This is a genomic window from Idiomarina aquatica (assembly GCF_003987185.1).
In the GTDB taxonomy this organism is placed as follows: domain Bacteria; phylum Pseudomonadota; class Gammaproteobacteria; order Enterobacterales; family Alteromonadaceae; genus Idiomarina; species Idiomarina aquatica.
Map to the genome: position 1 here is coordinate 1,377,217 of NZ_PIPS01000001.1, position 24,880 is coordinate 1,402,096.

Consider the following 24,880-nt stretch of genomic DNA (forward strand, 5'->3'; position numbering starts at 1 on the left):
GTAATAAAAAGTTGCTATTTCGGTATTTATTGTTATTTCCCATATACAATGTGGTGGGAATTGCTGTTGGTAGCTATGTTCTCTATTTGCTTTTCGGTTGGGAGAAAAGCTACGCAATAGCATTTTTCAAAGTTGGAGCGGTTTTCTTAGTTTTACTGTTCTATCTATTGAATATAAGGACTTTGATAACTGCAATATCAGGAACGTTCAGCTCAAAGAAATCACTTTGAATCCAAAGCCTCGCCCTCGCGCGGCTTTGTTTTTTTCTCACATCAAGCCAAGTCGTAGCGGCTCACTATTCAGATGAGACGGTGCAAGGTTTGGTGTCAATGCCATGCTTGGTGGCAAAAGCCATCAGTTTCTTATCGTAAAAGTTCATACCCCGTTGGTAACGGCAGAAGAACTTTATTTCTGTATTTTCTTGGTCATAGATAGCCCGAATATCGTTTTCCCCGGCATTAATGGAGTAAGAGCCATCGTCGAGCTGATAAGCGGATTGTCCTCCAACAAAGCTCTCTTTGGTCAATGAAGAGAGCACCTCTTCAACTCGCTTTGGTGGTACAGCTCGAAAGTTAGTTTGGCAGTAAGGCATGAACACCGACTCTGGTTGCTACAGCTGTTTAGAGATTATAGACAATAATCGGGTCTGAAGATTGCTTTTTCTGTCAGAGGGTGCTTGTTCCACGTTCACGGTTTTCGTGTTCCACCTTAAAATCTCTTGCTGTGCCATTTCAGGGTTCGAGGTGTGTCATTTGGGCGGTAATTTCCACCTAGATATTCCCATGGAAAGGAACATCTCAGTACCTTTAAGGGAAACGCTTGGTGACATTAAGGTGGAACACGAAAACCATCAAAGTGGAACAAAAACTATTTGTGTGAGTGAAGTATTTGTGAGTCGAAATTGACAGGTTTATTTGAAGCAAGGATGGTTATTAGCCAAGATCCAATGAAGTGTTTTGGTACAAACCATACTGTCTGCTTCGTCGCTAAATGTAGGGGGCAAACTAAGCCCGATCTCTATAACTCTTCCTAGATCTGAGGATAGTCTTTGCTCGAATCGGTCTCTATCACCCGACGAAGAAGATGGTGTCAGCAGTTCGTTGATTAATTGTCCAGATTGTACCGCCTTTGAGCGCAAAACAGTCATGAGCCGCAACAAATGGTAGCACCTGCATAAGCAACTGAACCTGGCGATAATAAATACTATTTCTATCCATGATAATTTACATCTCCTTGGGAACCGTAATTTGCCATTTGTTTTCCAGGCGACCATTTACCGCTACGACTCTCTTACCTGCTCCTAAGTCGTAATCCTCTGACTTCAAGTATTTAAACCAAGGCTGTTGATTACGCTCCGCTAACCAAAAAAATAACCGTTTCACTTTTACATTAAGACAGCCTTTTAACAGCGTATCCAACTTACGAGGTGACAAGTTATGTAACCCCTGAAGAAGCGCGTCAGCATGCTCGAAACTGACGTGCTTAGGCACCTCGTTGAGTACTTCCAGATAGGCTTTTTCAACACACGAATACGTTATTTCCGGCAAACCTTTTACCCATTCATAATGACGGAACACACTTTGGTCGAGCAGTAATGACTCAGGCCACAGGCGCTTCGTGCCATGCCATGCAAAAGTAGCTCCCACATCTATCTTATTAACCCATGCCGGGAGCTTGTCGGGAGAATATAAGTCAACTATAGGATTACCACGTTTGTTTACGAAATGGCTTACGCCGTTTACCGCTAACGCACTCAACCCACCGACATGAACAGGAAGCTTAGCCATTTGCTGCAGTGAAGCGACCACCCCCTGCCAAGTCGGACGGGCTTCATCTCGGTAATAAACACCGGGAACGGCTACGAGTAAGGCCCCTCTTCGAACGGAATTGTCGATGTAATGCAAACTTAACCCCTGCTCTTGTAGCCAGCGTTTCGTTGCGACCATACCAAGCGGGAGTTTTTGCTTCAGCGTTTTGCCTGCTTCGTGATTTAGTATGTGATGCTCTTTTAGGTTCACAATATTATCTATATACGTTAATTATTGACGTGTATTTCACATTAATCAAACTAACTTGGTTTGATAATAAAGCTAAACACGTCGATAAACAACGTATATTTGTTACTTTTCAACCTATTTGAGCTCAATGGCATCGCGCAGCCGACATAAATAGCACTCATTTAGCTGTATGATTTTTGTGCTTGTTGAGGTTAGCTAACTTTAGTTTGCCACTAAACACAACAGCTAACGGTCACGCCGAAAAAAACATCAAAGAGAAGAATTTAGAATAGATACTAAAGGAAGAAAATCGCTAAAGACAAAGGAAATGGCGCACCCGACAGGAGTCGAACCTGTGACCTCTGCCTCCGGAGGGCAGCGCTCTATCCAGCTGAGCTACGGGTGCGCATGCTTATGGAAAGCGAGGGCATTATAGGGATTTGCCCTCGCGCTGTCCAGAGTTAGCTTGCTTATTGCTTTTGCAATGTCAGGTTATGAAAGTCAAAACTGAAGTCGGTAAAATCGGCAACGGCTTCCATGGTAGCGGTTTTAATTTGATTATCGCGATTAACGTCGAAATCGATAAACGCATCGGCTTCCAGTAACGGTTCGTCCCAGCGCACAATAAAGGTATTGCCGTTGTAGTGTTCGAGTGTGCCTTTCAGCATATCGGTGTGAGTAAAATCAATGCGCAGAGCATTATCTTGCTCGCTAATCACCACGTCACCGTACCAGGCGTCGTTGTATCGGCCCGCGTAATGGCTGAGTGGCAACGCAGGTTGAGGGTCTTCCACGTCATCGACGGTGAACTCGGCTTTTTTCTGAATAAACTCATGATATTTTTTGCTCTCATTGGCTACCCAGTCTTTGTCCGGTGTCCCCAGCACTAATTCCAGCGATTCTTCGACAACAGCGGTGAGCGCGCCAAACGCCTGCTGATTGCTCATCACCGTAATGGCAAATTCTTTTTCGGGGATCACCGTGGTAAACGACAACATACCGAGGATGCCGCCGCTGTGGGATACGTGCTTAACACCGTAGTAGTCTTTAACGAACCAACCCAGCCCATAGCCGCGGAAGTAAGTGCCCTGCTCGGCAGCCTTTGCAGACACTGGCAACGGTGTTACCAGTTGCCACATATCATGCAATGAGTCTTCGCTGAACAACGTCTGACCGGTCGGTGTTTTCCCTTCGTTCAACAAGGTCAATAACCAACGGCTCATGTCATCAACACTGGCGGCCGTTGCACCCGCAGCGGCGAAATCTTCCAGAAAATCCAACGGAAAACGGTGCAGCTCACCGTTCATTTCTATGGTACCAACAGCGACGTTGTCGTTGCCGGCATCTATCCGCGAGAAGCCAATTGTGCTTTCGTCCATCTGCATTGGCTCAAACAAGGTTTGTTCAACGTACTGATGGTATGGCATACCACTGACTTCAGCGATGACCTTGCCGGCAGTTACAAACATCAGGTTATTGTAATCAAAGCGTTCTCGGAAACCGTGCTCGATGGGCACGTTCGCTAAGCCGGCGATGACCTCATCGGTGCTTTTATCGGTATTTGGCCAGATCATCAAATCGCCAGCGCCAAGCCCAAGGCCGGAGCGGTGACTAAGTAGGTCACGGATGGTCAGTTCGCGGGTTATGTAAGGGTCAGACAGTTTAAATTCTGGCAAATGTTGGATGACGTTATCATCCCAGTTCAGTTTACCCTGCTCGACCAATGTTGCCATCGCTGCGGCAGTCATCGCTTTGGTGTGCGAGGCAATGCCAAACAAGGTGGTTGGGGTGACCGGCTGCTGCGACTCAATATCGCGGATGCCAAAACCTTCCGCCAGGACAACTTCACCGTCTTTCACCGCAACAACGGCCAGACCGGGAATATTAAAAGCCTGCAGCGACTGTTCTGCGGTTTGGCGAATTTTCTGCTCGAGCGACGGCTGCGCGGTTTCCGGTGCCGGTTTTTCAGAACACCCGATCAGTGCGCTGACGGCAGCCGTTAGACAAAGAATTTTTGTTAACCCTTTCATTTTCGCTTTCCTTTTGGCGTTTTATTGTTCTATATCGAAGGTTACCATAGCGGCTGAGTTTTTTACGTCGATCAATACCATTAAAAATAGTATTAAGCATTTATTGACTCTTTAATGCGAATCGTTATCATTGTCGCACTTTTTTAAATGATAAGGATTCTCATGTTTAAGAAGACACTCTCTCTTGCAATCCTGACCGCATTATCAAGCTCGGCGATGGCGCAGCAGAATCAGACCGATAGCGTTGATATCGACGAAACCATCAAAATCACCGCAACACGTACCAGCATCCCACAAAGTGCGATTCCGGCAACGGTATCGGTTATTGATGGTGAAGACATTCGTCAGCAAATGACGGTCGCACAATCCTTATCGGACATCCTGGGCAACCTGATCCCGGCCTTTTCGCCCTCACGTCAGAAGCTAACCAGTGCCGGCGAGACCTTGCGTGGACGTGAACCGTTGTATTTGATTGACGGCGTGCCACAGTCAAACCCATTGCGGAATGGTTCTCGTGCTGCCATGACCATCGACCCGTTCATGATCGAGCGCGTTGAGGTCATTCACGGCGCCAGCGCCATTCAGGGCATGGGCGCCAGTGGCGGTATCATCAATATCGTCACGAAACAGGCCGAAGCCGGCACCTCACACGAAATGAATGCCGGTTTTATGGCACCGGATTCTGAAGTATCCGAAGGCCTCAGCTACCAGGCCGGTTACCTGCTGCGCCACGCGCAGGGGGATTGGCGCTTTGTCGGTGGTGTTCAGTACCGTGATACCGGTATGTACGTTGATGGTAACGGGATGCTTATCGGCGTCGACACCACACAGGGCGACACCATGGACTCCAAGAGTTACGACGTGTTTGCCAAATTGGGTTACCAAATCGACCAGCAGCAGTCGCTGGAGCTGATGCTGAACCGTTTTGATATGGCTGGCAACGGTGACTACGGTTCGCTGGGCGGTAACCGCCTTGAAGGCATTCCAACGGTTTCGGTAAAAGGTGAACAACCGGGTGATGCACCAGAGAACGAGGTCACCACCTCAAGCCTGACCTACAACAATACCGATTTTCTAAACGCCGAGCTGAACTGGCAATTGTTCTTACAGGACTTCTCTGCTCTATACGGCGGCGGTACCTACGGCGTGTTTCAGGATCCGGCCTATGGCGACAACCTGTTTGACCAGTCACGTAACGATTCGCGCAAGTACGGTTCCCGGGTAACGATGAACTGGAACAACATCAAACAATCGCCGTTCTCCGTCAGTGCCGGTTTGGATTACCTAAACGACACCACCTTCCAGGAGCTGGCTCAGACCGGTCGTAAATGGGTACCAGAGACAGAATTCAAGAACTGGGCACCTTATGCGCAACTTCGTTACCAGGCCAACGGCTTAACCCTTAGTGGTGGTCTGCGCTACGAGTACGGCAAACTTAACGTGGATGATTTCACCACCCTGGCCGGCTATAACTCGACCTTCGTTGAAGGCGGCGAGCCAAGCTTTAACGATCTGCTACCCAACCTGGGTGCCGTCTACGCACTGACCGATGAACTGCGCGTTTTTGCCAGCTACTCAGAAGGCTTTAGCATGCCGGACGTAGGTCGTGTGTTGCGCGGTATTTCGACACCGGGTCTTAGCATCAACAGTTTCTTAGACTTACAGCCGGTGATTGCGGATAACCAAGAGATCGGCGTTGAATATCGTGATAACGCGCTGAGCGCCTCATTGAGCTACTTCCGCTCTGATTCTGACCTGGGCGCACGCCTGCAAGCTGACGCAGATGGCATCTACAGCGTTATGCGTGAAAAAACCGAAATTGACGGTATTGAGTTCAGTGCCGAATACGCACTATCGAACGATACCGCGTTTGGCTTAAATTACGCGGATACTGACGGCGAATACGACAGCAACGATGATGGCTCTGTCGACACGCAACTGGGTGGCCGTAACATCGCGCCAAAACGCGCTAACCTATACTGGTCGCAACAATGGACCGGTATGGTAAGCTCGAAAGTACAGTGGAATAAACTGTTTGACCGCGATATTTACAGTGGTGAGCAAGCCATCAACAACTTTGACGGCTATAACACCGTTGATGCGTCTGTACTTATCGAAACGCGTGATTTGGGTAACTTCTCGGTGGGTGTCGAAAACTTACTGGATGAGTTTTACTTTACCTACTACGCACAAACCGTCGGCGGTGATACTCGTAACTTCGCTGGCCGTGGTCGAACTGTCAGCTTTAACTGGAATTACCGTTGGTAACACCCAACTTAACACAATGGCACCGCTGGCTGGGCTTAACGCTCAGCCTGTGGATGCTGTTAATGGCTATCAGCGGCTCGTTACTGTTGTACAAAAATGAGTTGCTGATGCTGCTTTATCCCCAACTTGCATTAGCTGAACCGGTTTCGGTATCCGCAGCGGGCACTATTGCCGATGGATTCTCCAGCGGCTACGCACTGATGCCAACCGCTGACCGCCCCTGGTTCGAAGTGGTTGATGCTGAAAAAACCCATTACTACTATGACGCCAATGGCACCCTCCTGTTAGAGCGCCATTACTTAGGCGATACCATGAGCTGGCTGGTCGAGTTGCACCATCACTTGGCGCTGAATGAGCTGGGTAAAGATATCTTAGGCATTCTCGGCTTACTCAGTATTGCGCTTATCACTACCGGCATTGTGCGCTGGTGGCCCAGACGCGGCAGTTTCAGTCGAGCTCTCTCGGTACGGTGGTTTAACCCCTTTAGCAAACGCGGTATGCAAACTCTTTGGCAGTTACATCGCTTTATCGGTGTGACGCTGTTTGTTCCGATTGTTATCGTGATCATTACCGGCACCGCAATTATGTACGCGGCTCCGGTGAAGTCCGTGTTGGTCAGTCTGTTCCCGCAAACGCAACAGCACTCCTTGCCGCCCCTACCGGACAAACAAGCCAGCAATTGGTCGCAGCGTTTAGCCTTGGTCGAGCAGGCATTGCCAACGGCTGAAGCGCGCCTACTGTATTTAGAAGAGCCGCAAATTCGGGCCAAACACCAAACTGAGTGGCATCCGAACGGACGCAATTACTTGCAGTTTACCCCTTCCGGCACCGTCGCTAAGGTCATTGACGAACGCAGTACCGCACTGGGTAACCGTGTGTCCAATATGATTTATCCCACCCATGTGGCTGCTATCGGCGGCAGTCTTTATCTAACCATCATCCTGCTGTCAGGGCTTGCACTCATTGTCTTGCCCATTTCTGGCGTTTGGTTTTACGTCAAACGCAGGGGACAACGTCTTAAATAACATGGACCGTATCGCTTTTTTTCAGCCTTTGGGCTTATCTACTTTGTCGGTTAGCTACAGATCGTTATAGTAACGTAAACAATCTGTCTTAAAACAAGAGGAAAATCTATGTCGATTCAACGAGCCATTTCGACACTGGCGATATCAACTGCGTTGGCGCTGCCTGCAATGGCCAGCGACTATCTGTCGACCCAGACACGGTTTACCGATGACAATGCAACAGCATCGACTCGGGTCGTGTTTGTTGCTGAAGATCAAACGATTGAGGTCGAGGGTTGGTCTAGTGAGCAAAACCAGGCGGTTGCCCGGGCTGCTGAAATTGAAGACTTTACCGGAGCCGCCTCACAACTGGTGACCTTGGTGGCTCCCGCCGGAACTCAAGCGAACCACCTGATGCTGGCGGGCGTCGGCAACCCGGCCGAACTGTCACGTTTTAAAGCTGAGAAACTGGGAGCGGCGATTGCGGCAGCTCTAAAACCGGAGCTCAGCGACGTTGTTTTTGACACACGCTTGATCACAAACCCCGGCGTTGCCGCAGAAATCAGCGCCCAGGTGGCACACGGTATCGACCTGCGTAATTACCGTTTTGACCGTTACCAGTCAGAGCCGAAAGCTCGCCCACAAACGACCTACCACTGGGTGACTCAGTCACCTAAAGTTGCCGAAAAACATTATCAGAACTTCCGTGCTATCGCCGAAGGTGTGTTTGTCGCGCGTGACATTACCGCTCTGCCGGGCAGCGATGGCTACCCTGAAGCGATTGTAAAATTAGCGCAGCAGGCGATGCAGGACCTGGACATTGACATCACGGTGATCACGCCGGAGCAGGTCAAAGAAATGGGCATGGGCTTACTGGAAAGTGTCAGTGCCGGCAGCCAACACGGTTCATACTTACTCGCAGCACACTACAAAGGCAGTGATGACGCTCCCATCGCGTTGGTCGGTAAGGGCAACACCTTTGACACTGGCGGCTATAACCTGAAAACCAGTTCGTCATCGATTCTGCGTATGCAAACCGATAAAGCCGGCGCGGGAGCGGTTATCGGTACTGTCATGGCACTGGCCAAGCAACAAGCTCCGGTGAATGTGGTCGCCATTGCCCCGTTGTCACACAACCTGATCTCAGGGTCTGCGACACTGCCCGGTGATGTGGTTAAGGCCGGTGACGGCACCTTGGTTGAAATTGCCAATACCGATGCCGAAGGCCGCCTGATCCTGGGCGACGGTAACTGGTACGCCAACGCAACCTTTAAGCCGCGAGCTATCGCCAATATCGCAACCCTTACCGGTTCTAAAGTCGGCGCTTTGGGTACCGGTTATGCGGCGATGTTTGCCTCCGCCGATGACTTGCGTCAAGCCATCATCGAAGCCGGTAACATTACCGATGAGAAAGTCTGGGAACTACCATTAGAAGGCTATCCCGGCATCATCGACAGTCCGCTGGCGGATATTCGTAACATTGGCTCTCCGGGCACTCAGGCCGGTGCCGCTTTCCTCAAGCACTTTGCCGGTGATACACCGTGGATTCACATTGACATGGCGGCCGACGCTATGGTCAGCAGTCCAACCGGCATTCATCCGGCTGGACCAACAGGTTTTGGTGTTCGCTTGCTGACGGAATGGGTTCATCAGCTAAATAAGTAAGCACTAACTGTGTTAGCGCGGCCTACTGATAGGCCGCGCGTATTTCCTGCAGTTTTTTATCAATATCATTACGTGACAGCCATTCTCCTCTAACCATCACCCCAAGTACTTGCCTTAAGGCTTCCGCGTCTTCCAGAGGATTTTCGGAGAGCACCATAAAGTCAGCCCTATGGCCGCCCTCAATACGACCAAAACGATCCTGTTCGGCAAAATAATCACCCGCGGCGACCGTGGCGTAATAATAAATGGCCTCCAATGGAATGCCGGCTTGCTGCATTATGCGAATTTCATGATGGATAGAAAATCCCGGCACACTGAACAGCTGCGGCGCATCGGTGCCAAAGATCAATTTCGCGTCAGCGTCATGCAGAGCCTTCAATAAGGCTTGCCGATTTTGTTGCTGTACATCGGCTTGGTCCTGATTAAAGTAACCCATGCTTGGCTGCTGATAGTAACCCAGCCAGCCCTCACGCACGGACGGCGGCACCAAATCGAGTTCTGGATAGTGCGCCAGCTGTTGTGGATCTTCAGCACCAATCAGCGTCGACCACAAGGCTTGCGTTGGCACCACCCCAACATCGTATTGCAAGGTTAGGTCAACCAGCTGAGCCAGCTCCTGCTCAGTAATGGGTCGGTCCAGAGCATCGACAAACTCTAAATAACCATCCATGTGATCAATGGTGCGCTGTCCTTCCTCCAACGCTACTTTCAGGCCAACATCCTTCGGTACATGCCCGGCAAAATCCATATCACTGTCGCGTGCGGTTCTAGCCAAAGCCCGGTACTCAGCTAACGTCAGCCCCGGGTGGATTTTTAATAAATCCCAACCCTGCTCGCGCTGTTCAATCACCCGTTGCGTTGCTTGCTCGACGGATTCGATGCTGTTGCCATTAAAGCTCGGCCCGGCAAGATACAGCGTCGGGCCCTGCCGGCGACCCTCGGCGATATCGGTCTTTAACTGCAGTTGGTGCGGATAGCCCAGCATGCCACGCACCGTGGTTACACCGTTGGCAACGTACAAGTACAACATATCGTCAGCATAACGTCTGGGCAGATCGCCAAAGTCGGTAGCCGGAGGCACATGGCCGTGCATTTCGGTAAAGCCTGCCAGCACATAACCGTCAGCGGCATCAATCAGCCGCGTGCTCTCCGGGAGATTCCGTGCTGCTGCCATGGGTACTACCGCCTGAATACGATCGTCCTCAATATAGACCGCGCGTTCACTGAGCAGTTGCGCCGCTTTGCCGTTAAAGGTGACCACGTTGGCATTGATAACCGCAATGTCCGGACTACTGACGTGTTCTGACTGCACCTGCTGGCAACCCGCCAGCAGAGCCATAGTGGTAAAAAGTCCTACGATTCGCTTCATTCGATTTCCTCGCCTTATTGTGCGCTATGACCGACAACTGAATACGCTGAGTGTTAACGACTGAAATCCGTTTGGCAACTAAACTGAACGCTTTATTTTAAGGAGCCAGTGATGAAAACCATTGTATTGATGATCACCCTGTTATTGTTCAGCTTCCCTACAGTGGCTGATGACGATTGGAGTCTTACCGATCAAGACATTGATAATCTGCTGTCTGCGTTGTATGAGGTGACGGCACTGACAAGTGGCATTGAAAGCCCCGACGTCAACCCGCCAAATTACGATTTCACCAACCCACAGGCAGCCATCGACTACATGGTAGCGATGTTTGAGCCCAAAACATACCAACGTAACATAGCCCAGGAACTTACGTTTTACGCGAATAAAATCGGGCAGGAAACGCTACTGAACGCTATCCGCCCTTATACTTACACAAAATTGGAATCGTTTGCGCGCGACTCGGCCTTACTTTTTAGCGTCAGCATGAGACTTTCTCTGGAGACGGCCCACAAACAAGCCGGGCAGCCCAACCACCCTATTCTCGGGCGTATCAGAGCAGTACAATCAGAGGTGCCCGACACAACGATAGAGGCCATACGTCGTAACTTCGATGCGATTGTCGAATTTGACGAGGCAACGGATTCTGGTCTGGAATTAAACACTCAGCCTTGGAACGCGTACACTGGTGCCCGTGAGTAAGTGCCATGAAATGGTATTGGCACAATCGGCAACCTCTCTGACATCGACCTGCTGCCCCCAAAGCTCGACATCATCACCGATGGTGGCTGACGGAATGTGAGTAATGTCGATGGTGATCATGTCCATCGAAACACGACCGACCAACGGCGCGATTTCACCACGTAGCGCCGTTGGTGTGCCATTAACACATTGGCGTGGATAACCGTCCGCATAACCAATGGCTACCGTCGCAATACGCGTGTCCTGCTGAGCGATCCAGGCACTACCGTAGCCCACCGAATCACCCTTTTTAAGGTCATGAATGGCGATAACCGGCGCCTTCAGCGACATCGCCGGCAGCAGTGCCGGTTGTATATCAGTTAACGTTGACGGGTTGACGCCATACATCAATAGCCCGGCTCTTACCCACTCATCGGCTCCGATTTGGCCACGCAATTGCGGGTTGAGAGTCGCCGCAGAGTTATGCAGGGAAACCTCAAAGCCTGGATGCTGCTGCTTTATTTTTTCAAACTGCTGACGTTGATAATGATTCAGCGGCATGCCGGTATCGGCATTGGCGAGATGTGACATCAATACCACCTTAGCCACATTACCAGTTGCCTTTAATCGTGTAATAAACCGACCGGTATCGCTTAGTTCAATACCTAATCGGTGCATTCCGGTATCGATTTTTAGCCAAACCTCTAACGGTCGCGGCAACCGCGCGCGTTCAAGCCGTTCGAGCTGGTGCAACGAATGAACCACGGTACTGAAATTGTGTTGTGCACAGAGGGCGAGTTCGTTGTCAGTTTGGCAGCCTTCCAGGATCAGCACCGTTTTATCCGACTGCGGATACGCGTCTCGTAATGCCAGTGCCTCATCGGTAAAACCGACGCCAAAAGCATCCACCCTAGTGTCGATCGCTTCACAGACTAACCCCACACCGTGGCCGTAGCCATCGGCTTTGACGATGCCCAACAGTCGTCCGGCATCAATGTGCTGACGAATCCAGTCAAGGTTGTGTTGAAGCGCTTTGGTGCTGATTTCTGCGCGCGTAGCTCTGTAGTTCATGGTTGTCCGTCTTCGACTTATTCTTATGAGCGAGTTTACCGCAATTTTCTGCGAGTTTAACGGAAGTCTTTGCACTTCGTCAGCGGCTTCAGTAACGTTAACAAAACTTTTACCGTTCATGAGGGTATTACTATGTGGCTGAAAGCATCTGCTATCGCACTCAGCCTGGGCGTCGTTGCTCCGCAACTGTCCGCCGAGGTGTTTAAATCCGAAGATATTTTCCAGTTGGAATACGCCAATCAAGTTTCAGTGTCACCGGATGGTCGCTACGTTGCCTATATCCGCAACAGTTTTGACGATATGAAAGACTCAACCCGTCGTTCTTTATGGCTGGTTGAAACGGAAACCGGCAAGGCATTACCCATCTTTGATGATGGTCATAGCTACGGTGCCCTAAGCTGGTCAAATGACAGTAGCCGACTGGCTTTTACCTCCAACCGCAACGAGCAAAATCAAATCCATGTGTACTGGATAAATGAACAAAAGGTTGCCAAGGTCACCAACGTGCATGAATCGCCGTCCAGTCTGGCATGGTCTAACGACGATCAACAGATCGCCTTTATGATGTCCGTGAAAGCCGGGCCGACGGAGTTTGAGAAATCGGTAAAAATGCCTGCAAAACCTCAAGGGGCGAAATGGGCAGACAGTACCATTGTGGTAGAAGAGACCTACTATCAGCGCGATGGCGCCGGCATTCTTGAGCCATCTCACAATCAGGTGTTTGTCGTACCTGCTTTGGGAGGCACGGCGCGGCAATTAACCGAAGGTGAATTCAGTCACCGCGGACCGCTAACCTGGTCTGAGAATGACGAGCACATTGTTTTTTCCGGCAACCGCCACGAGGACTGGGCTTATCAAGTGAACGAAAGCGACCTGTTCGCGGTATCGGTAAGCGATAAAACGCTGACTCAAATCACCGATCTACCCGGTCAGGAAGGTTCTGCTCAATTTTCCCCGGATGGTGAACACCTGCTGTATCTGCACAGCGGGAATGAACCCGTGCCGTACCATAAAAACCAGCTGTGGGTTATGAACTGGGACGATCGTTCAGCGCGCGAACTGCAAGCTGATCTTGACCGTTCGTTTAGCAACCCACAGTGGAACGGTGAAGAGCAGATTGCCGTGCAATTTGCTGATCGCGGCAAAAATGTCATTGCCACGATCACTCTCGACGACACTCTGACACGCCGTGCGGACGACGTCGGTGGCACCTATGTCAGCCGCCCCTACACCATGGGTTCTTTTAGCGCAGCGCTGGATGGATCTGTTGCCTATACCCGCGGCACACCATACCGCCCGGCCGATGTGGGTTTCCAACAACAAGGGGCGTCTTCGGTTTCTTTAACGCAACTGAATGAAGACCTACTGGCTCATCGTCAGCTTGGTGAGGTCCATGAAATTGAGTTTGAATCCCGTTACGATGGCCAAACGATCCAGGGTTGGTACATTACTCCGCCAAACTTTGACGAAAATAAAGAGTACCCTTTACTGCTGGAAATTCATGGTGGCCCTCACCTGTCCTACGGACCGCATTTCGCGGCGGAACATCAGCGCTATGCCGCTGAGGGCTACGTGGTACTTTATGTCAATCACCGCGGTAGCACGTCCTACGGTAAAGAGTTTGCGATGTTGTTAGATGGCAACTACTCCTCACCTTATGATTTTGCCGACCACATGAGTGGCATTGACGCGCTTATCGACAAAGGCTTTATTGATGATAACAACCTCTTTATTGCCGGAGGTTCAGCGGGTGGTATCGCAACGGCCTACGCCGTAGGTATGACCGACCGCTTTAATGCTGCAGCCGCGACTAACCCGGTCATTAACTGGGTGAGTAAAGTTCTGACCGCGGATAGTTCAATGGGTCAGATCCACAACCAGTTCCCGGGGATGCCGTGGGAGCAACTGGAACATTACTGGGAACGCTCACCGCTGTCTCTGGTCGGTAATGTCACTACCCCGGTAATGTTGTTCACCGGTGAAAACGACCGCCGTACCCCCATTTCCGAAACCGAGCAATTCTATCAGGCGCTGCAACTGCGCAAAGTCGATACCGCTATGGTTCGGGTTCCGGGCGCGTCACACGGGGTAACGTATCGTCCATCGAATATGATTGCGAAAATTGAGCACGCACTGGCGTGGTTCGAGAGGTACAAAAAGGACTGATGAACACACAGGCTATAAAAATTGCCACACTGGGGCCTGCCGGCACGTTCTCTGAACTGGCCGCGCAGCGCCTGGCAAGGGATAAGGGCATTACTGCCGATATTGAACTGGTCGATAACCTGAATACAGTGCTAAACGTCGTTAACTCAACGACGCTGGGCTTAGTGCCCATCGAGAATCTAAGTGAAGGCTTCGTTTCTCCTGTGGTCGACAGTCTCGTCGCCAAACCATTACGGATCATTGCAGAAACCAAGCTTCCGGTCGAGTTTCAGGTGGTCGCCAACCGTGAAGAGCCCGAACACCTTTGGGCTCAGTTCGTCGCGGCAGGCCAGTGCCGCCAGGCTTTGCAGCAACTGGATCTGCCAATTATCCACACCAGCAGTAACAGCGAAGCACTGATTAAGCTACAAAATGCGCTGTCTCCAGCGGCAGCGTTGATTCCGGCACATGTGCCGTGTCCGGATGACTTGCATGTGATACAACCGCGAGCAGCCGATATCGCTCATAATGAAACCCGTTTTGTGCTATTGTCCGCATCCCAGACAACACCGCGGTTTGACGACAAGTTACCATGGAAAAGCAGTGTCTTGCTGGTCGACGATGATGATCACCCGGGGCTATTGGTCGACAGCCTCTCGGTCTTTGCCCGCCGTGGAATCAACCTGACATCCATCGTTTCGCGACCAACCGGTGGTAAATTTGGGCAATACCATTTTTTCATTGATTTTGACGGCCACATCGACCAGCCACACATCAAAGAGGCTGTCGAACAGCTGGGCAAATTGAATCAAGTGCGCTGGCTTGGCAGCTATCGGGCCGCATAAGAGGAAGGAGTAATCATGGCTTTAGAAGTCATTAAACACGAGCCACAACACGCTGCAGACGCCGTTATTATTTGGCTTCACGGCTTAGGAGCCTCCGGCAACGATTTTGTGCCGATGACCGAGCACCTGCAGTTTCCAAACGCTAACATTCGTTTTTTGTTCCCGCATGCGCCGCAGTTACCGGTTACCATCAACCAGGGAATGGTGATGCCGGCTTGGTATGACATCACCGACATCAGCATTGATCGGAAAATCGATAGTGAACAGCTTCGTGCTTCAGCGGCACAAGTGCAGCAACTGATTGATGAGCAAATCGAACAAGGCATTGATAGCCGACGTATTATCATTGCCGGGTTTTCGCAAGGTGGCGCGGTTGGCTACGAAGTGGCATTAACTTATCCACAGCGACTGGGTGGTTTAATGGCTCACTCGACCTATTTTGCTACCGCGTCAGACATCAAAGCCAGTGACGCTAACCGGGACTTGCCTCTGCTTATCCAGCACGGAACACAAGATCCTGTGGTACCCGAGTCGTTGGGTAAAAAAGCCGCGCAAGATTTAACCTCGCGCGGCTATCCGGTAACCTACCAAACCTACCCTATGCCTCACTCTTTATGCCTGGAGCAAGTTCAGGATATGAAGAAGTGGCTGGCAGAGCGCTTCGCTTAAGCCAGTTTTTGCAGCTCGTCGCACCATTGTGTGGCGAGCTTTTGGCCACGCTCAAAGGTATCAATCATAAAGTTCACATGACCAACCTTGCGGCCCGGACGTGGCGCTTTTCCGTACCAGTGGCAATCAGCGGCAGACGCTTCCCACAGCACCTGCGGCAAACCATCAACGCCTATGGCATTAATCATCAGTGTCGGTGCGACCAAAAATTCAGGTAACGGCAACCCGGTAATGCAACGGATATGTAAATTAAACTGATCGCAGTTGGCACCGCTCATCGTCCAGTGGCCAGAGTTATGAACACGGGGCGCAACCTCGTTAACCAACAATTGTTGTTGTTCACCTTCGCCCACAACAAAAAACTCAATCGCCAGCACACCGACGTAGTCTATGTGGTCGGTCAACTTTTGGTGATACTGCTGTGCCATCGCTTCCAGCTGCTCGGAAAACTGCTGTGCACCGGCCATACTGTAAGCCAGGATACCGTCACGATGCACGTTCAGTGTTAATGGGTAGCCCCGTTGTTCGCCATGATGATCTCGCGCGGCAACGACCGACACTTCGTCAGTAAATGGAATCATATCTTCAACGATGCCTGGGTGCTGACCCGCATCTTCGGCGATCGCTGCGATATCCTGCCCCGGCTTCCAGCGCCACTGGCCTTTCCCGTCATAACCGCCACGCGCCGATTTAATGACAACGGCCTGCTCACATTGGCCCAGAATGGCTTGCAGTTCAGCAACGTTTTGGTAAGCCTTCCAGGGTGCCGTTGGGATCGACAACTCGTCACATAACGCCTTTTGCGTGCGACGGTCGGTTAACTGATGGAAGCGTTCCGGCTTTAATAAAAACTTATCCTGAGTCCGCTCAACAAGATCTTCACCTAAGTGTTCGTGCTCCCAGGTGACAACATCAGCCCAGTCCTTGGCTTCTTCCAATGACAGAGCAACACTTTGATCGCTGGCTAATGCCATTACTTTGTGTTCTCGATCACTGTACAGCAAGCATTGGTGGCCCTGTTGAATGACGGCTTTACCAAGCATCTGGCCCAGCTGACCATTACCAAGAATCAGTATGTTCATTTCGGTAACTCCAGATCCGCATTGGCCATCACTTTGTCGCGCTGTTTAGCGCGGAACGTCTGCACGGCCTCACGTACCTTACTATCGAAGGAACCAATAATTTGCGCCGCCAACAAACCGGCGTTTGCCGCACCGGCATCGCCAATCGCCAGTGTACCAACGGCAACGCCTTTCGGCATCTGCACAATCGACAGCAGGCTATCCAGCCCTTTTAACTGCTTACTGGAAACAGGGACACCTAAAACCGGCAGCGCCGTATGAGCCGCCAGCATTCCTGGTAAGTGAGCTGCGCCACCAGCACCCGCGATAACCACCTTAACGTCACCAGCTTCCGCTTGTTCCATGTGGAACTTCAGTAAGTCGGGTGTGCGGTGCGCAGAGGCGACTTTTGCCTCCCAGTCGACACCCAGTTCGTCGAGCATGAGCGCAGCTTTTTGCATGGTTGGCCAGTCAGACTGCGAGCCCATTAGAATAAGAACAGAAGCCATGGAGCACCTTTTAGATTGAACAGTTTGCGTCGGTCTGAAAAGCACGGAATTGTAGCCACACCAGGCCTAAACTGCAAATCAATTGCAGAATTTTTGACCGTCGGCAGAGCTTCTCATACTATCAGCGAATAGACGCTGACAAAAATTTCGGTATGGTAGAAGCTGAATGACATTACTAATGAGGTCGATATGCTACTTTCAGCCAAAGACTCGGTGTTACTCATCGTTGACGCCCAGGAAAAATTGCTGCCTGCTATTCATCAGCGCGATAACGTCACATCAAGGATGCGCTGGTTAGCAGAAATTGCACTGCAATTGGACATCCCCATTTTAATTACTGAGCAATATCCTAAGGGGCTGGGTTATACGGTTTCGTCGTTACAGGAAATCATCGAATCAGCGCGCGTGATTGAGAAAACCCACTTCAGTGCCCTTCAAGAAGACAGTTTTAGAGATGTGCTGCGAGAGTACAATAAGAAACAAGTCGTTATCATGGGCATGGAAACTCATGTTTGTGTGTTACAGACCGCGCTGGACATGAAGGCCGAGGGCTATCAGGTTTATCTTCCTTCCGACTGTGTGGGTTCCCGCCGACCCAATGATAAGGACACAGCAATTGCACGGATGCGGGATAATCGGGTTGATATCATCACGTCTGAAATGGCAGCTTTCGAGTGGCTGCATAAATCAGGAACCGATACCTTTCGCCACATTAGCAGAAACTGGTTGAAATAATTTGGCTTTTCATTGACAGACTCTGTTTAAGGTATATACTCGGAAGTGCTGAGAAAATTCGGCTATTGATTTGAGATTTGTGTACGAAGTCCTCCTTTTGCTGTACCTCGTTTTGTAAGTCCAAGTAATACCTAAGTTTCTGAGCAATTGTTTTTTTACATGCACTACGAGGAAATATCAGCATGTCTACTACTACTGGTAAAGTAAAATTCTTTAACGAAGCAAAAGGCTTCGGTTTCATCGAGCAAGAAAATGGCGCAGACGTATTCGTACATTTCAGCGCTATTCAAGCTGACGGTTTCAAAACTTTGGCTGAAGGCCAACAAGTTTCTTTCACCGTAGCACAAGGTCCTAAAGGTCCTCAGGCTGAAAACGTCGTTCCTATGTAAGAACGCCGAAATATAGAATTCCAAAAACGCCGTGCTGGTATAGCACGGCGTTTTTTTATGCCTAATGACTTAAACAATCACGCCATTTAGCCGATAATAATCTATATCAATTTTTGTTCAGATTTTTCAATCAATAAGCGCGAAATTATGAGAGACACTGGTCCAGTTACACAGAAAGAAAAGCCGATCCCCGCTCACTATCGACTGGTATCGTCGACAGACCTCAAAGGGGTGATTACCCACTGTAACCAGGACTTTATCGATATCAGCGGCTATTCTGAAGACGAGCTGATTGGTGAACCTCATAACATTCTTCGCCACCCCGACGTTCCGGCGCCCGTTTTTGAAAACATGTGGAAAACCATTAAACGGGGCAAGCCCTGGATGGGGTTGGTGAAAAACCGCGCCAAAAACGGTGATCATTATTGGGTCAGTGCTTACGTTACGCCGATCATGGAAAACGGTAAACCCAAAGGTTTTGAATCCGTTCGGGTACCTACGACCGATGAACGTAAACGTCGCGCGATGGCCATCTATGAACGCATCAATAACGGGCAGCCGCCGCTGCCACTGATAAAGCGCCTGGCGATGAGCGCTCGTGATTTATCACCGGTACTGGTTCCCGGCCTGATCAGCACCGGTGTCGTTGCCGGGCTCGCCGGAAGCATACCGGCGGCGGTAGTATTGGCCGGCACTCTGGTCTCCTCAGGGCTTTATAACCGCTATGTCAGCGCCATGATGCAGCGCTTGCTGGACAGTCGTCCGGAGGCGTTTGATTCTGAGTTAGTCGGTATGACGTACTTTCCTCGTCACGGTCGAGAAGCGCAGCTGGCCATGGTGCTACACAGTGAAGCGGCTCGAAACTATACCGCCTTAACGCGCATAAAAGATGCCGTCGGCGGCATCCTTAAGGTGGCCGAGGATACCCAACAACAAGCGCGCAGCAGCCACGCTCAGGTTGAACGGCAGACCGAAGCAACCGATCAAACCGCAACCGCCATGACCGAAATGGCAACGGCTATCCAGGAAGTGGCTCGTACGGTAGAACAAAACGCCAGCCAGGCGGATGTAGCGCGCCAAAATGTTGAACGCAGTGTTACGCTCGCTCGCGAAGCCAGTAAGGTCATCGAAGGCTTGCACGAAGCGGTCGAACAAATAGCTCAGACTGTGCAGGCATTAGACGAGTCCACCGGCGCCATTGGTGAAGCCGCAGACCTGATTTCTTCCATTGCCGACCAAACCAACTTACTGGCCTTAAACGCGGCGATTGAGGCGGCCAGAGCGGGCGAACATGGACGAGGGTTTTCGGTGGTCGCGGATGAGGTGCGCAATTTGGCATCACGAACGACACAATCGACCGACAGTATCCATCAGGTCATTGCTAAACTTCGGGAACGTGCGAAAGACGCGGTTGAGGTATCCCGAGAAGGCGAACAGACCGCGGCCGACGGTGTTGAAAAAGTCCGTAAGGCAGATGAAGCACTCGCTGAAATCGCTCAAGCGATCGAGCAGATTGCCGCGATGTCAACGCAGATGGCCTCTGCTGTCGAAGAGCAAAGTGGTGTTGCCGAGCACATCAGTGAGCAAATTACGGAAATATCTGACATTGCCAAGCAAACGCAACAAACATCAGAACATACGGAGTCCTCAAGCATACAGCTTGAGGATACCGTTAAGCAGCTTTATGAATTGATCGAGCGCTTTAACCTGAAGAATTAACGGTCATCGCGTTGTTGGTGTTCGCGTCGCTCAGCGGCGCGAACCGTTTCTTCCAAAAATTCGACATCTTCCACATCAACTTTCGGAATATTACCGCAAACATCCCCACCGAGCTTATTCACCGCTTGGCAAAGGTCTGCAACTTTTTGGTCAAGTACATCAACATGGTCCAGCATACGCCCAATCGCGGTTGCTACCGGGTCAGGGTTATCCGCTGCGATGGCATAGGCATCAAAGCCATAGGCTTTGGCCATTTTTTCGCGGCGCTCTGATGTTTCACGGTCAACGCCGGATTTTGCCACTCGAGCCGGAATACCAACCATGGTCGCTTTAGCCGGCACGTCTCTCACAACCACCGCATTCGAACCAATGCGAGCTTGCTCTCCGACCACTAACGGTCCAAGCACTTTCGCTCCGGCACCAATCACCACACCGTTTTTAAGGGTGGGATGACGCTTACCTTTATTCCAACTGGTGCCACCTAGGGTTACACCATGGTATAACGTGACGTCATCGCCTATCTCCGCTGTTTCACCAATCACCACACCCATTCCATGATCAATAAAGAAACGGCGCCCGATACGGGCACCAGGGTGAATCTCAACGCCGGTTAGCCAGCGAGCAATATTGGATAGAAAGCGTGCTAGCCAGTAAAGTCGCCAGCACCACAATTTATGACTGATGCGATGAAACCAGATGGCATGCAGACCGGGATAATGAAACAGAACTTCCATTGTATTGCGCGCGGCCGGATCGCGATCAAAAACGCTTTTAATGTCTTCCCTGATGCCACTAAAAAATGCCATGGTTCACTCCATTACTGGACGAAACGCTGTAACAAGCGATCAACGTCTGCCAGGATACGCTCTTTCATGCTCGCCTCGTACCCTTCTCGCTCTTTGTCCATTTCACGAATTTTCTTTTTCGGAAACTTTTTGCGATTTTCATGCGTCGGCATATGCTTAATTTTATCGTACATCTCATGCATTGCCGGATAATCTTGTGAGTAATCATACTCAACCGAGTCGGGTCGATGATCAAGCAATACAACAATACGCAAACATCCCTCGGACAAGGGGCATTGATCCTGCTGCATTGCTTTAGCAATGGTAATCACACTCTCATCAATGCGGTCGATACGCTTCTGCACCGCATCCTGTCGCATTTGATTCTGTTGTTTTAACTGCCGTAACAGCTTATTGGCGTATACCGCCAGGGCAGCAATGATGGCAACCCCCAGTAAAATGACTATTATCACAGTTGTAGACATTAATACTCCTCGTCGTCCCAGTCGTCATCGTCTTCCAGATCAATACCCAGTTCGGTCGCTAATTGTTCATAGCGTTCTGATTTTTCATCCAGGTATTGCTGTTCGGCATCGCTTAACTCCTCACCTTGCTCAAAACGAGTTACTAATGCTTGCAAGGTTTCGTCTTGCTCAAGGCGCTTCAATTCCTCCGCCGGCGTCAGTTGACTGACGGTAGCAGCTGACGCAACAGATACCAGAGGGATCTTGCGACGACTGCCTTTGCGGGGATCTGGCTGTTGCGATCCGGACTGACTGGCACTTTGTTTGGTAGCGGTCGACGAATGGCGCTGGCCGGGTTTAAGGCCCTTGCCTTTCTTTTTACCACGGCTACTGTCAACGCTGACGCTGGTGTCTTTTGGCTTTTTCGCCGGAGCTAAGGGCCCTGGCTTTCTGGATTTCTTACGGCGAGTCATACTCACTCCTCATTTAGCTTGATACATCTATTGTAACGTAATGAGGGGGATTTCGTCAGTGAGTATGATAGAAAGAAAAAAGGCGATGCTTTCACATCGCCTGTCTTTCTCATATTAGGCAGCGCACTGCGACTATGAGAATGGTTGTCACTGCTTCCGAGTTATTATTGCGGTCTTCCTTAACCTGATTTTGTTATAATTTTTATAGTGTAGGAGTCCATTGCTCGTGACAATTTACTCCCTGGATTATCGATATAACTGTTGTTCTCAACGTTCGATAATCTAACTCGACCTCTTGTTATTTTTTTGTATCGAGCTTAGCCGCCTTCAAGACGATCTTGTTATTTTAGTGTCTGATGAGTCAGCTCCAAATTTGGTGCTGTATCTCCGCAGACGTTGTAAAGACTACTCGAATGAAATTTTTAATCAATGATTTTATTGATATAAAAAATAACTTTCTTATTACTTTTTGTTGTTAAGGCGTAAAAAAAGCCGTTTTTTATATCTTTTGTTATACCCTGAAGAGCTAAAAAAGGCGGTTAAAAAACCGCCTCTTTAAACGAACTGAAGAATTAATACAATCCGTGAAGATACTTAGATAACAATTCGATCTCTTCATCGGTCATTTTCTCAGCAACGCCGCGCATCATCCCGTTTGGATCGTTTGCACGTTCACCGCTGCGGAACATTTTCAGTTGTGATTCAAGGTATGCCGGGAACTGACCAGAAATGTCCGGGAATGCCGCCAGCCCCATGCCGTTACCACGAGGTCCGTGACAACCCGCACATGAAGGGACTTTCGATTCTGGGTTACCGCGACGATACAAGTCAGCGCCCTTAGCAATTACATCTTCCGGCGTACTGCCCTTTGGCTCATCCTGTGACGCGTAGTAAGCAGCCAGGTCTGCCATATCCTGTTGTGAAAGGCTGGCAACCTGCCCCATCATAATGGCGTTATTACGGCCTTCTTCACCACCGGTTTCAGCAGCAGTTTTAAAGTCCATCAGCTGCTTGAACAAATATTTTTCATGTTGGCCAGCCAAATGCGGATACATATCCGTTGGTGATTCACCTTGAGGGCCGTGGCAAGCTGCACACACCTGTGATTTATTCTTACCTGCTTCTGGGTCGCCCTGCTGCGCAAAAGCTACGCTTGTTGACCCAAGAAATAATCCCAAAATGATAGCGAATTTTTTCATGTTTGCTTCTCTTGTATCTCTGGAGGCGGAGATCGCCGACATACATCGCGTTCGACAGACTGCTATTTTACACAAAACTCGTGTGGTTTAAATGATTAAAACGCATTCAGTGGCTATTTGATCATTGGCTGATGAGGTCAGATCCTTCATAATAGCGCTATAAATGACCTATTCCTTAAATCGAGAGCAATCAAATACTGTGCCGGAATCTAAAGCGATCAACTATCAGACAGCCAAGTTCATTACCAGTGCGCCAAATATCCGCAAGTTACCTGACGACACCGGTATCGAAATCGCGTTCGCAGGTCGCTCTAACGCGGGTAAATCGAGCGCACTGAACACACTGACTCGGCAAAAGTCTCTGGCTCGTACCAGTAAGACACCCGGACGGACGCAGCTTATTAACGTCTTTGAACTGGACACCGGCGAGCGGTTAATTGACTTACCGGGCTACGGCTTCGCCAAAGTGCCGATGGCCGTCAAGGAACAGTGGCAGCTTGCGCTTTCCGAATATTTGCAGAAACGTAAGTCGTTAAAGGGATTAGTCGTCCTCATGGACATCCGCCATCCGTTTAAAGAAACCGATCAGGAATTAATCTACTGGGCGGTAAGCTGCGAAATTCCAGTGTTGGCGTTATTGACCAAAGCGGACAAGCTGAAACAAGGTGCGCGCAAGAACATGGTGTTACAGGCACGCCAGGCAGCCATCGCCTTCAACGGTGATGTTCAGGTCGAAGCCTTTTCGTCGCTGAAAAAAATAGGCGTCGATAAAGTCGAAGCAAAACTGAATCAGTGGTTTGGTTATGACACAGACGCATGATGTTCCGCCGTTGCGTGCATGGTTGTTACTCGGGTTATTAGCACTGATTTGGGGAAGTTCTTTTTTACTCATTAAAAAGGGTTTGATCGCATTTGGCGCCATGGAAGTCGGCGCCCTTAGAATTTCTGCCGCCGGGCTTGTGCTGTTGCCGCTGGTCGCCAAGCGACTGCATCGTATCACCGCTAAGCACTGGGCCAAGCTAGCCAGTGTCGGGTTGGTCGGTAGCCTGATCCCTGCCTTTATGTTTGCCATCGCACAAACCCAAATCAGCAGCGGCATTACCGGAGTGCTCAACGCATTAACACCGATCGCTACCTTGGTTATTGGCGTCACTCTGTTTCAGCAGTCAGCACAACGGACTCAGGTCATCGGGGTTTTAATTGGGCTATCCGGCACTCTGTTACTGATGACCGCTGGTGCCAACGGCAGTTGGACATTCAATACTTATGCGTTGCTGATCTTAGCTGCGACCATTTGTTACGGAATGAATCTGAACCTGATTAAACACAAAATTTCTGATTTAAGTCCACTGACCATTACTGGCGTGAGCTTACTGATGGCCTCTGTGCCAGCAACCTTTTACCTATTTTTTGCAACGGACTTCGTCGCTCAAGTGCAACAGCCTGATGCCATGTTGTCGTTGGTTTCAGTGCTGGTACTCGGAATTGTTGGTACCGCGGGTGCGCTGGTCATCTTTAATTATGTCGTGCAACTGACCAATACCGTTTTCACCAGCTCGGTCACTTACCTTATTCCGATTGTCGCTATATTGCTGGGGATACTGGACGGCGAATCTTTCTGGTTGCAACACGCCGTCGGCATGCTGGCAATATTGGTCGGCGTGTGGTTTGCGAACCGTCGCGGCCGGTCCGGCTTAGCAGGCATTCCGCAGAAAGAAAAAAGCCCGGCTCAATGAGCCGGGCCAAAAACTACAATCCAGGGAGAACAAATTTTGAGGGCTGGATGTTCATTCCAATAACTTGCC

23 protein-coding genes, 1 tRNA gene and 1 pseudogene are annotated in these 24,880 nt (G+C 50.2%); 12 read left to right on the forward strand and 13 right to left on the reverse strand.

What is annotated here, in order from left to right:
• Positions 1 to 295: 295 nt before the first annotated feature.
• The 5 genes and pseudogenes from CWE23_RS06380 to CWE23_RS06400 all read right to left on the reverse strand — a co-directional run bounded on the left by CWE23_RS06380 (position 296) and on the right by CWE23_RS06400 (position 4,027).
• Positions 296 to 538: a hypothetical protein gene (locus CWE23_RS06380; protein ID WP_126819784.1), complete on the reverse strand. Its 243-nt coding sequence runs from the start codon at positions 536 to 538 to the stop codon at positions 296 to 298.
• 580 nt (positions 539 to 1,118) lie between these two features.
• Positions 1,119 to 1,217, reverse strand: a pseudogene (locus tag CWE23_RS06385) (nucleotidyl transferase AbiEii/AbiGii toxin family protein); the annotation flags it as partial.
• Positions 1,218 to 1,223: 6 nt separating this feature from the next.
• Positions 1,224 to 2,018: a type IV toxin-antitoxin system AbiEi family antitoxin domain-containing protein gene (locus CWE23_RS06390; RefSeq protein WP_241970551.1), complete on the reverse strand. Its 795-nt coding sequence runs from the start codon at positions 2,016 to 2,018 to the stop codon at positions 1,224 to 1,226.
• A 308-nt stretch (positions 2,019 to 2,326) separates the two neighbouring features.
• Positions 2,327 to 2,403 (reverse strand) — tRNA-Arg (locus CWE23_RS06395).
• A 64-nt stretch (positions 2,404 to 2,467) separates the two neighbouring features.
• On the reverse strand, positions 2,468 to 4,027 hold the full coding sequence (locus CWE23_RS06400; protein ID WP_126819785.1) for a serine hydrolase: 1,560 nt from the start codon (positions 4,025 to 4,027) through the stop codon (positions 2,468 to 2,470).
• A 162-nt stretch (positions 4,028 to 4,189) separates the two neighbouring features.
• Here CWE23_RS06400 and CWE23_RS06405 point away from each other — a divergent pair, with 162 nt between their 5' ends.
• The 3 genes from CWE23_RS06405 (at position 4,190) to CWE23_RS06415 (ending at position 8,964) form a co-directional block, all read left to right on the forward strand.
• Positions 4,190 to 6,295 (forward strand): TonB-dependent receptor, encoded by a 2,106-nt coding sequence (locus tag CWE23_RS06405; RefSeq protein WP_126819786.1) that lies wholly within the window; start codon positions 4,190 to 4,192, stop codon positions 6,293 to 6,295.
• Positions 6,289 to 7,320, forward strand: a complete 1,032-nt coding sequence (locus CWE23_RS06410) for a PepSY-associated TM helix domain-containing protein (RefSeq protein ID WP_241970552.1) — start codon at positions 6,289 to 6,291, stop codon at positions 7,318 to 7,320. Before CWE23_RS06405 ends, CWE23_RS06410 begins: the two co-directional genes overlap by 7 nt.
• 108 nt (positions 7,321 to 7,428) lie before the next feature.
• Positions 7,429 to 8,964, forward strand: coding sequence for a leucyl aminopeptidase family protein (locus CWE23_RS06415; RefSeq protein ID WP_105305334.1), 1,536 nt, complete (start codon positions 7,429 to 7,431; stop codon positions 8,962 to 8,964).
• A gap of 22 nt (positions 8,965 to 8,986) precedes the next feature.
• Here CWE23_RS06415 and CWE23_RS06420 read toward each other — a convergent pair whose 3' ends face one another.
• Entirely contained in the window at positions 8,987 to 10,333 is a 1,347-nt protein-coding gene (locus CWE23_RS06420; protein ID WP_126819787.1) for an amidohydrolase family protein, read from the reverse strand.
• 111 nt (positions 10,334 to 10,444) lie between these two features.
• Here CWE23_RS06420 and CWE23_RS06425 point away from each other — a divergent pair, with 111 nt between their 5' ends.
• Positions 10,445 to 11,032, forward strand: coding sequence for a hypothetical protein (locus tag CWE23_RS06425; RefSeq protein ID WP_126819788.1), 588 nt, complete (start codon positions 10,445 to 10,447; stop codon positions 11,030 to 11,032).
• Here CWE23_RS06425 and alr read toward each other — a convergent pair.
• Positions 10,988 to 12,082: an alanine racemase gene (gene alr, locus CWE23_RS06430; RefSeq protein WP_126819789.1), complete on the reverse strand. Its 1,095-nt coding sequence runs from the start codon at positions 12,080 to 12,082 to the stop codon at positions 10,988 to 10,990. The two genes, CWE23_RS06425 and alr, sit on opposite strands and share 45 nt — an antisense overlap.
• A 132-nt stretch (positions 12,083 to 12,214) precedes the next feature.
• Between alr and CWE23_RS06435 the strand changes: the two genes are divergently transcribed.
• Genes CWE23_RS06435 through CWE23_RS06445 form a run of 3 tightly spaced genes read left to right on the forward strand, consistent with a single transcriptional unit; the run spans position 12,215 to position 15,741 of the window.
• Positions 12,215 to 14,248, forward strand: a complete 2,034-nt coding sequence (locus CWE23_RS06435) for a S9 family peptidase (RefSeq protein WP_105305330.1) — start codon at positions 12,215 to 12,217, stop codon at positions 14,246 to 14,248.
• Positions 14,248 to 15,072: a prephenate dehydratase gene (locus tag CWE23_RS06440; RefSeq protein ID WP_241970553.1), complete on the forward strand. Its 825-nt coding sequence runs from the start codon at positions 14,248 to 14,250 to the stop codon at positions 15,070 to 15,072. Before CWE23_RS06435 ends, CWE23_RS06440 begins: the two co-directional genes overlap by 1 nt.
• A gap of 15 nt (positions 15,073 to 15,087) precedes the next feature.
• Positions 15,088 to 15,741, forward strand: a complete 654-nt coding sequence (locus CWE23_RS06445; protein ID WP_126819790.1) for an alpha/beta hydrolase — start codon at positions 15,088 to 15,090, stop codon at positions 15,739 to 15,741.
• Here CWE23_RS06445 and CWE23_RS06450 read toward each other — a convergent pair.
• Positions 15,738 to 16,823, reverse strand: a complete 1,086-nt coding sequence (locus CWE23_RS06450) for an ATP-grasp domain-containing protein (RefSeq protein WP_105305328.1) — start codon at positions 16,821 to 16,823, stop codon at positions 15,738 to 15,740. The two genes, CWE23_RS06445 and CWE23_RS06450, sit on opposite strands and share 4 nt — an antisense overlap.
• Complete coding sequence (gene purE, locus CWE23_RS06455; RefSeq protein WP_105305327.1) at positions 16,820 to 17,311, reverse strand: 5-(carboxyamino)imidazole ribonucleotide mutase; 492 nt, start codon at positions 17,309 to 17,311, stop codon at positions 16,820 to 16,822. The genes CWE23_RS06450 and purE overlap by 4 nt, the downstream gene beginning before the upstream one ends.
• Before the next feature lie 189 nt (positions 17,312 to 17,500).
• On the opposite strand from purE, the gene CWE23_RS06460 reads away from it, so the two are divergent.
• From CWE23_RS06460 to CWE23_RS06470, 3 genes are all read left to right on the forward strand, one after another.
• Positions 17,501 to 18,046, forward strand: a complete 546-nt coding sequence (locus CWE23_RS06460) for a hydrolase (RefSeq protein ID WP_105305326.1) — start codon at positions 17,501 to 17,503, stop codon at positions 18,044 to 18,046.
• 182 nt (positions 18,047 to 18,228) lie between these two features.
• A complete protein-coding gene (locus CWE23_RS06465; RefSeq protein ID WP_006954095.1) occupies positions 18,229 to 18,435 on the forward strand; it encodes a cold-shock protein in 207 nt (68 codons plus the stop codon).
• Positions 18,436 to 18,582: 147 nt separating this feature from the next.
• The gene (locus tag CWE23_RS06470; RefSeq protein WP_105305325.1) at positions 18,583 to 20,154 is read left to right on the forward strand and encodes a methyl-accepting chemotaxis protein; all 1,572 of its coding nucleotides are present in this window, start codon (positions 18,583 to 18,585) and stop codon (positions 20,152 to 20,154) included.
• On the opposite strand, the gene cysE is transcribed toward CWE23_RS06470, so the two are convergent.
• From cysE to CWE23_RS06490, 4 genes are all read right to left on the reverse strand, one after another.
• Positions 20,151 to 20,960 carry a serine O-acetyltransferase gene (gene cysE / locus CWE23_RS06475; RefSeq protein WP_105305324.1) on the reverse strand — a complete coding sequence of 270 codons (810 nt, stop codon included), beginning with the start codon at positions 20,958 to 20,960 and terminating at the stop codon, positions 20,151 to 20,153. The genes CWE23_RS06470 and cysE overlap by 4 nt on opposite strands.
• An 11-nt stretch (positions 20,961 to 20,971) precedes the next feature.
• Entirely contained in the window at positions 20,972 to 21,424 is a 453-nt protein-coding gene (locus tag CWE23_RS06480) for a DUF2489 domain-containing protein (RefSeq protein ID WP_126819791.1), read from the reverse strand.
• The gene (yihI, locus tag CWE23_RS06485) at positions 21,424 to 21,876 is read right to left on the reverse strand and encodes a Der GTPase-activating protein YihI (protein ID WP_105305322.1); all 453 of its coding nucleotides are present in this window, start codon (positions 21,874 to 21,876) and stop codon (positions 21,424 to 21,426) included. Before yihI ends, CWE23_RS06480 begins: the two co-directional genes overlap by 1 nt.
• Before the next feature lie 572 nt (positions 21,877 to 22,448).
• Positions 22,449 to 23,075 (reverse strand): c-type cytochrome, encoded by a 627-nt coding sequence (locus CWE23_RS06490; protein WP_105305321.1) that lies wholly within the window; start codon positions 23,073 to 23,075, stop codon positions 22,449 to 22,451.
• Positions 23,076 to 23,292: 217 nt separating this feature from the next.
• On the opposite strand from CWE23_RS06490, the gene yihA reads away from it, so the two are divergent.
• Together yihA and CWE23_RS06500 are read left to right on the forward strand one after the other, a co-directional pair.
• The gene (gene yihA, locus CWE23_RS06495; RefSeq protein WP_241970571.1) at positions 23,293 to 23,895 is read left to right on the forward strand and encodes a ribosome biogenesis GTP-binding protein YihA/YsxC; all 603 of its coding nucleotides are present in this window, start codon (positions 23,293 to 23,295) and stop codon (positions 23,893 to 23,895) included.
• The gene (locus CWE23_RS06500) at positions 23,879 to 24,811 is read left to right on the forward strand and encodes a DMT family transporter (protein ID WP_105305319.1); all 933 of its coding nucleotides are present in this window, start codon (positions 23,879 to 23,881) and stop codon (positions 24,809 to 24,811) included. Before yihA ends, CWE23_RS06500 begins: the two co-directional genes overlap by 17 nt.
• Positions 24,812 to 24,880 lie beyond the last annotated feature (69 nt).

Bases quoted from the DNA above. Each gene is read 5' to 3' on its own strand.
- purE (WP_105305327.1), bottom strand. From the start codon at position 17,311: ATGGCTTCTGTTCTTATTCTAATGGGCTCGCAGTCTGACTGGCCAACC.
- CWE23_RS06480 (WP_126819791.1), bottom strand. From the start codon at position 21,424: ATGTCTACAACTGTGATAATAGTCATTTTACTGGGGGTTGCCATCATT.
- CWE23_RS06425 (WP_126819788.1), top strand. From the start codon at position 10,445: ATGAAAACCATTGTATTGATGATCACCCTGTTATTGTTCAGCTTCCCT.
- CWE23_RS06435 (WP_105305330.1), top strand. From the start codon at position 12,215: ATGTGGCTGAAAGCATCTGCTATCGCACTCAGCCTGGGCGTCGTTGCT.
- CWE23_RS06500 (WP_105305319.1), top strand. From the start codon at position 23,879: ATGACACAGACGCATGATGTTCCGCCGTTGCGTGCATGGTTGTTACTC.
- CWE23_RS06450 (WP_105305328.1), bottom strand. From the start codon at position 16,823: ATGAACATACTGATTCTTGGTAATGGTCAGCTGGGCCAGATGCTTGGT.
- cysE (WP_105305324.1), bottom strand. From the start codon at position 20,960: ATGGCATTTTTTAGTGGCATCAGGGAAGACATTAAAAGCGTTTTTGAT.
- CWE23_RS06420 (WP_126819787.1), bottom strand. From the start codon at position 10,333: ATGAAGCGAATCGTAGGACTTTTTACCACTATGGCTCTGCTGGCGGGT.
- yihI (WP_105305322.1), bottom strand. From the start codon at position 21,876: ATGACTCGCCGTAAGAAATCCAGAAAGCCAGGGCCCTTAGCTCCGGCG.
- CWE23_RS06440 (WP_241970553.1), top strand. From the start codon at position 14,248: ATGAACACACAGGCTATAAAAATTGCCACACTGGGGCCTGCCGGCACG.
- alr (WP_126819789.1), bottom strand. From the start codon at position 12,082: ATGAACTACAGAGCTACGCGCGCAGAAATCAGCACCAAAGCGCTTCAA.
- CWE23_RS06460 (WP_105305326.1), top strand. From the start codon at position 17,501: ATGCTACTTTCAGCCAAAGACTCGGTGTTACTCATCGTTGACGCCCAG.
- CWE23_RS06490 (WP_105305321.1), bottom strand. From the start codon at position 23,075: ATGAAAAAATTCGCTATCATTTTGGGATTATTTCTTGGGTCAACAAGC.
- CWE23_RS06470 (WP_105305325.1), top strand. From the start codon at position 18,583: ATGAGAGACACTGGTCCAGTTACACAGAAAGAAAAGCCGATCCCCGCT.
- CWE23_RS06400 (WP_126819785.1), bottom strand. From the start codon at position 4,027: ATGAAAGGGTTAACAAAAATTCTTTGTCTAACGGCTGCCGTCAGCGCA.
- CWE23_RS06445 (WP_126819790.1), top strand. From the start codon at position 15,088: ATGGCTTTAGAAGTCATTAAACACGAGCCACAACACGCTGCAGACGCC.
- CWE23_RS06415 (WP_105305334.1), top strand. From the start codon at position 7,429: ATGTCGATTCAACGAGCCATTTCGACACTGGCGATATCAACTGCGTTG.
- CWE23_RS06465 (WP_006954095.1), top strand. From the start codon at position 18,229: ATGTCTACTACTACTGGTAAAGTAAAATTCTTTAACGAAGCAAAAGGC.
- CWE23_RS06405 (WP_126819786.1), top strand. From the start codon at position 4,190: ATGTTTAAGAAGACACTCTCTCTTGCAATCCTGACCGCATTATCAAGC.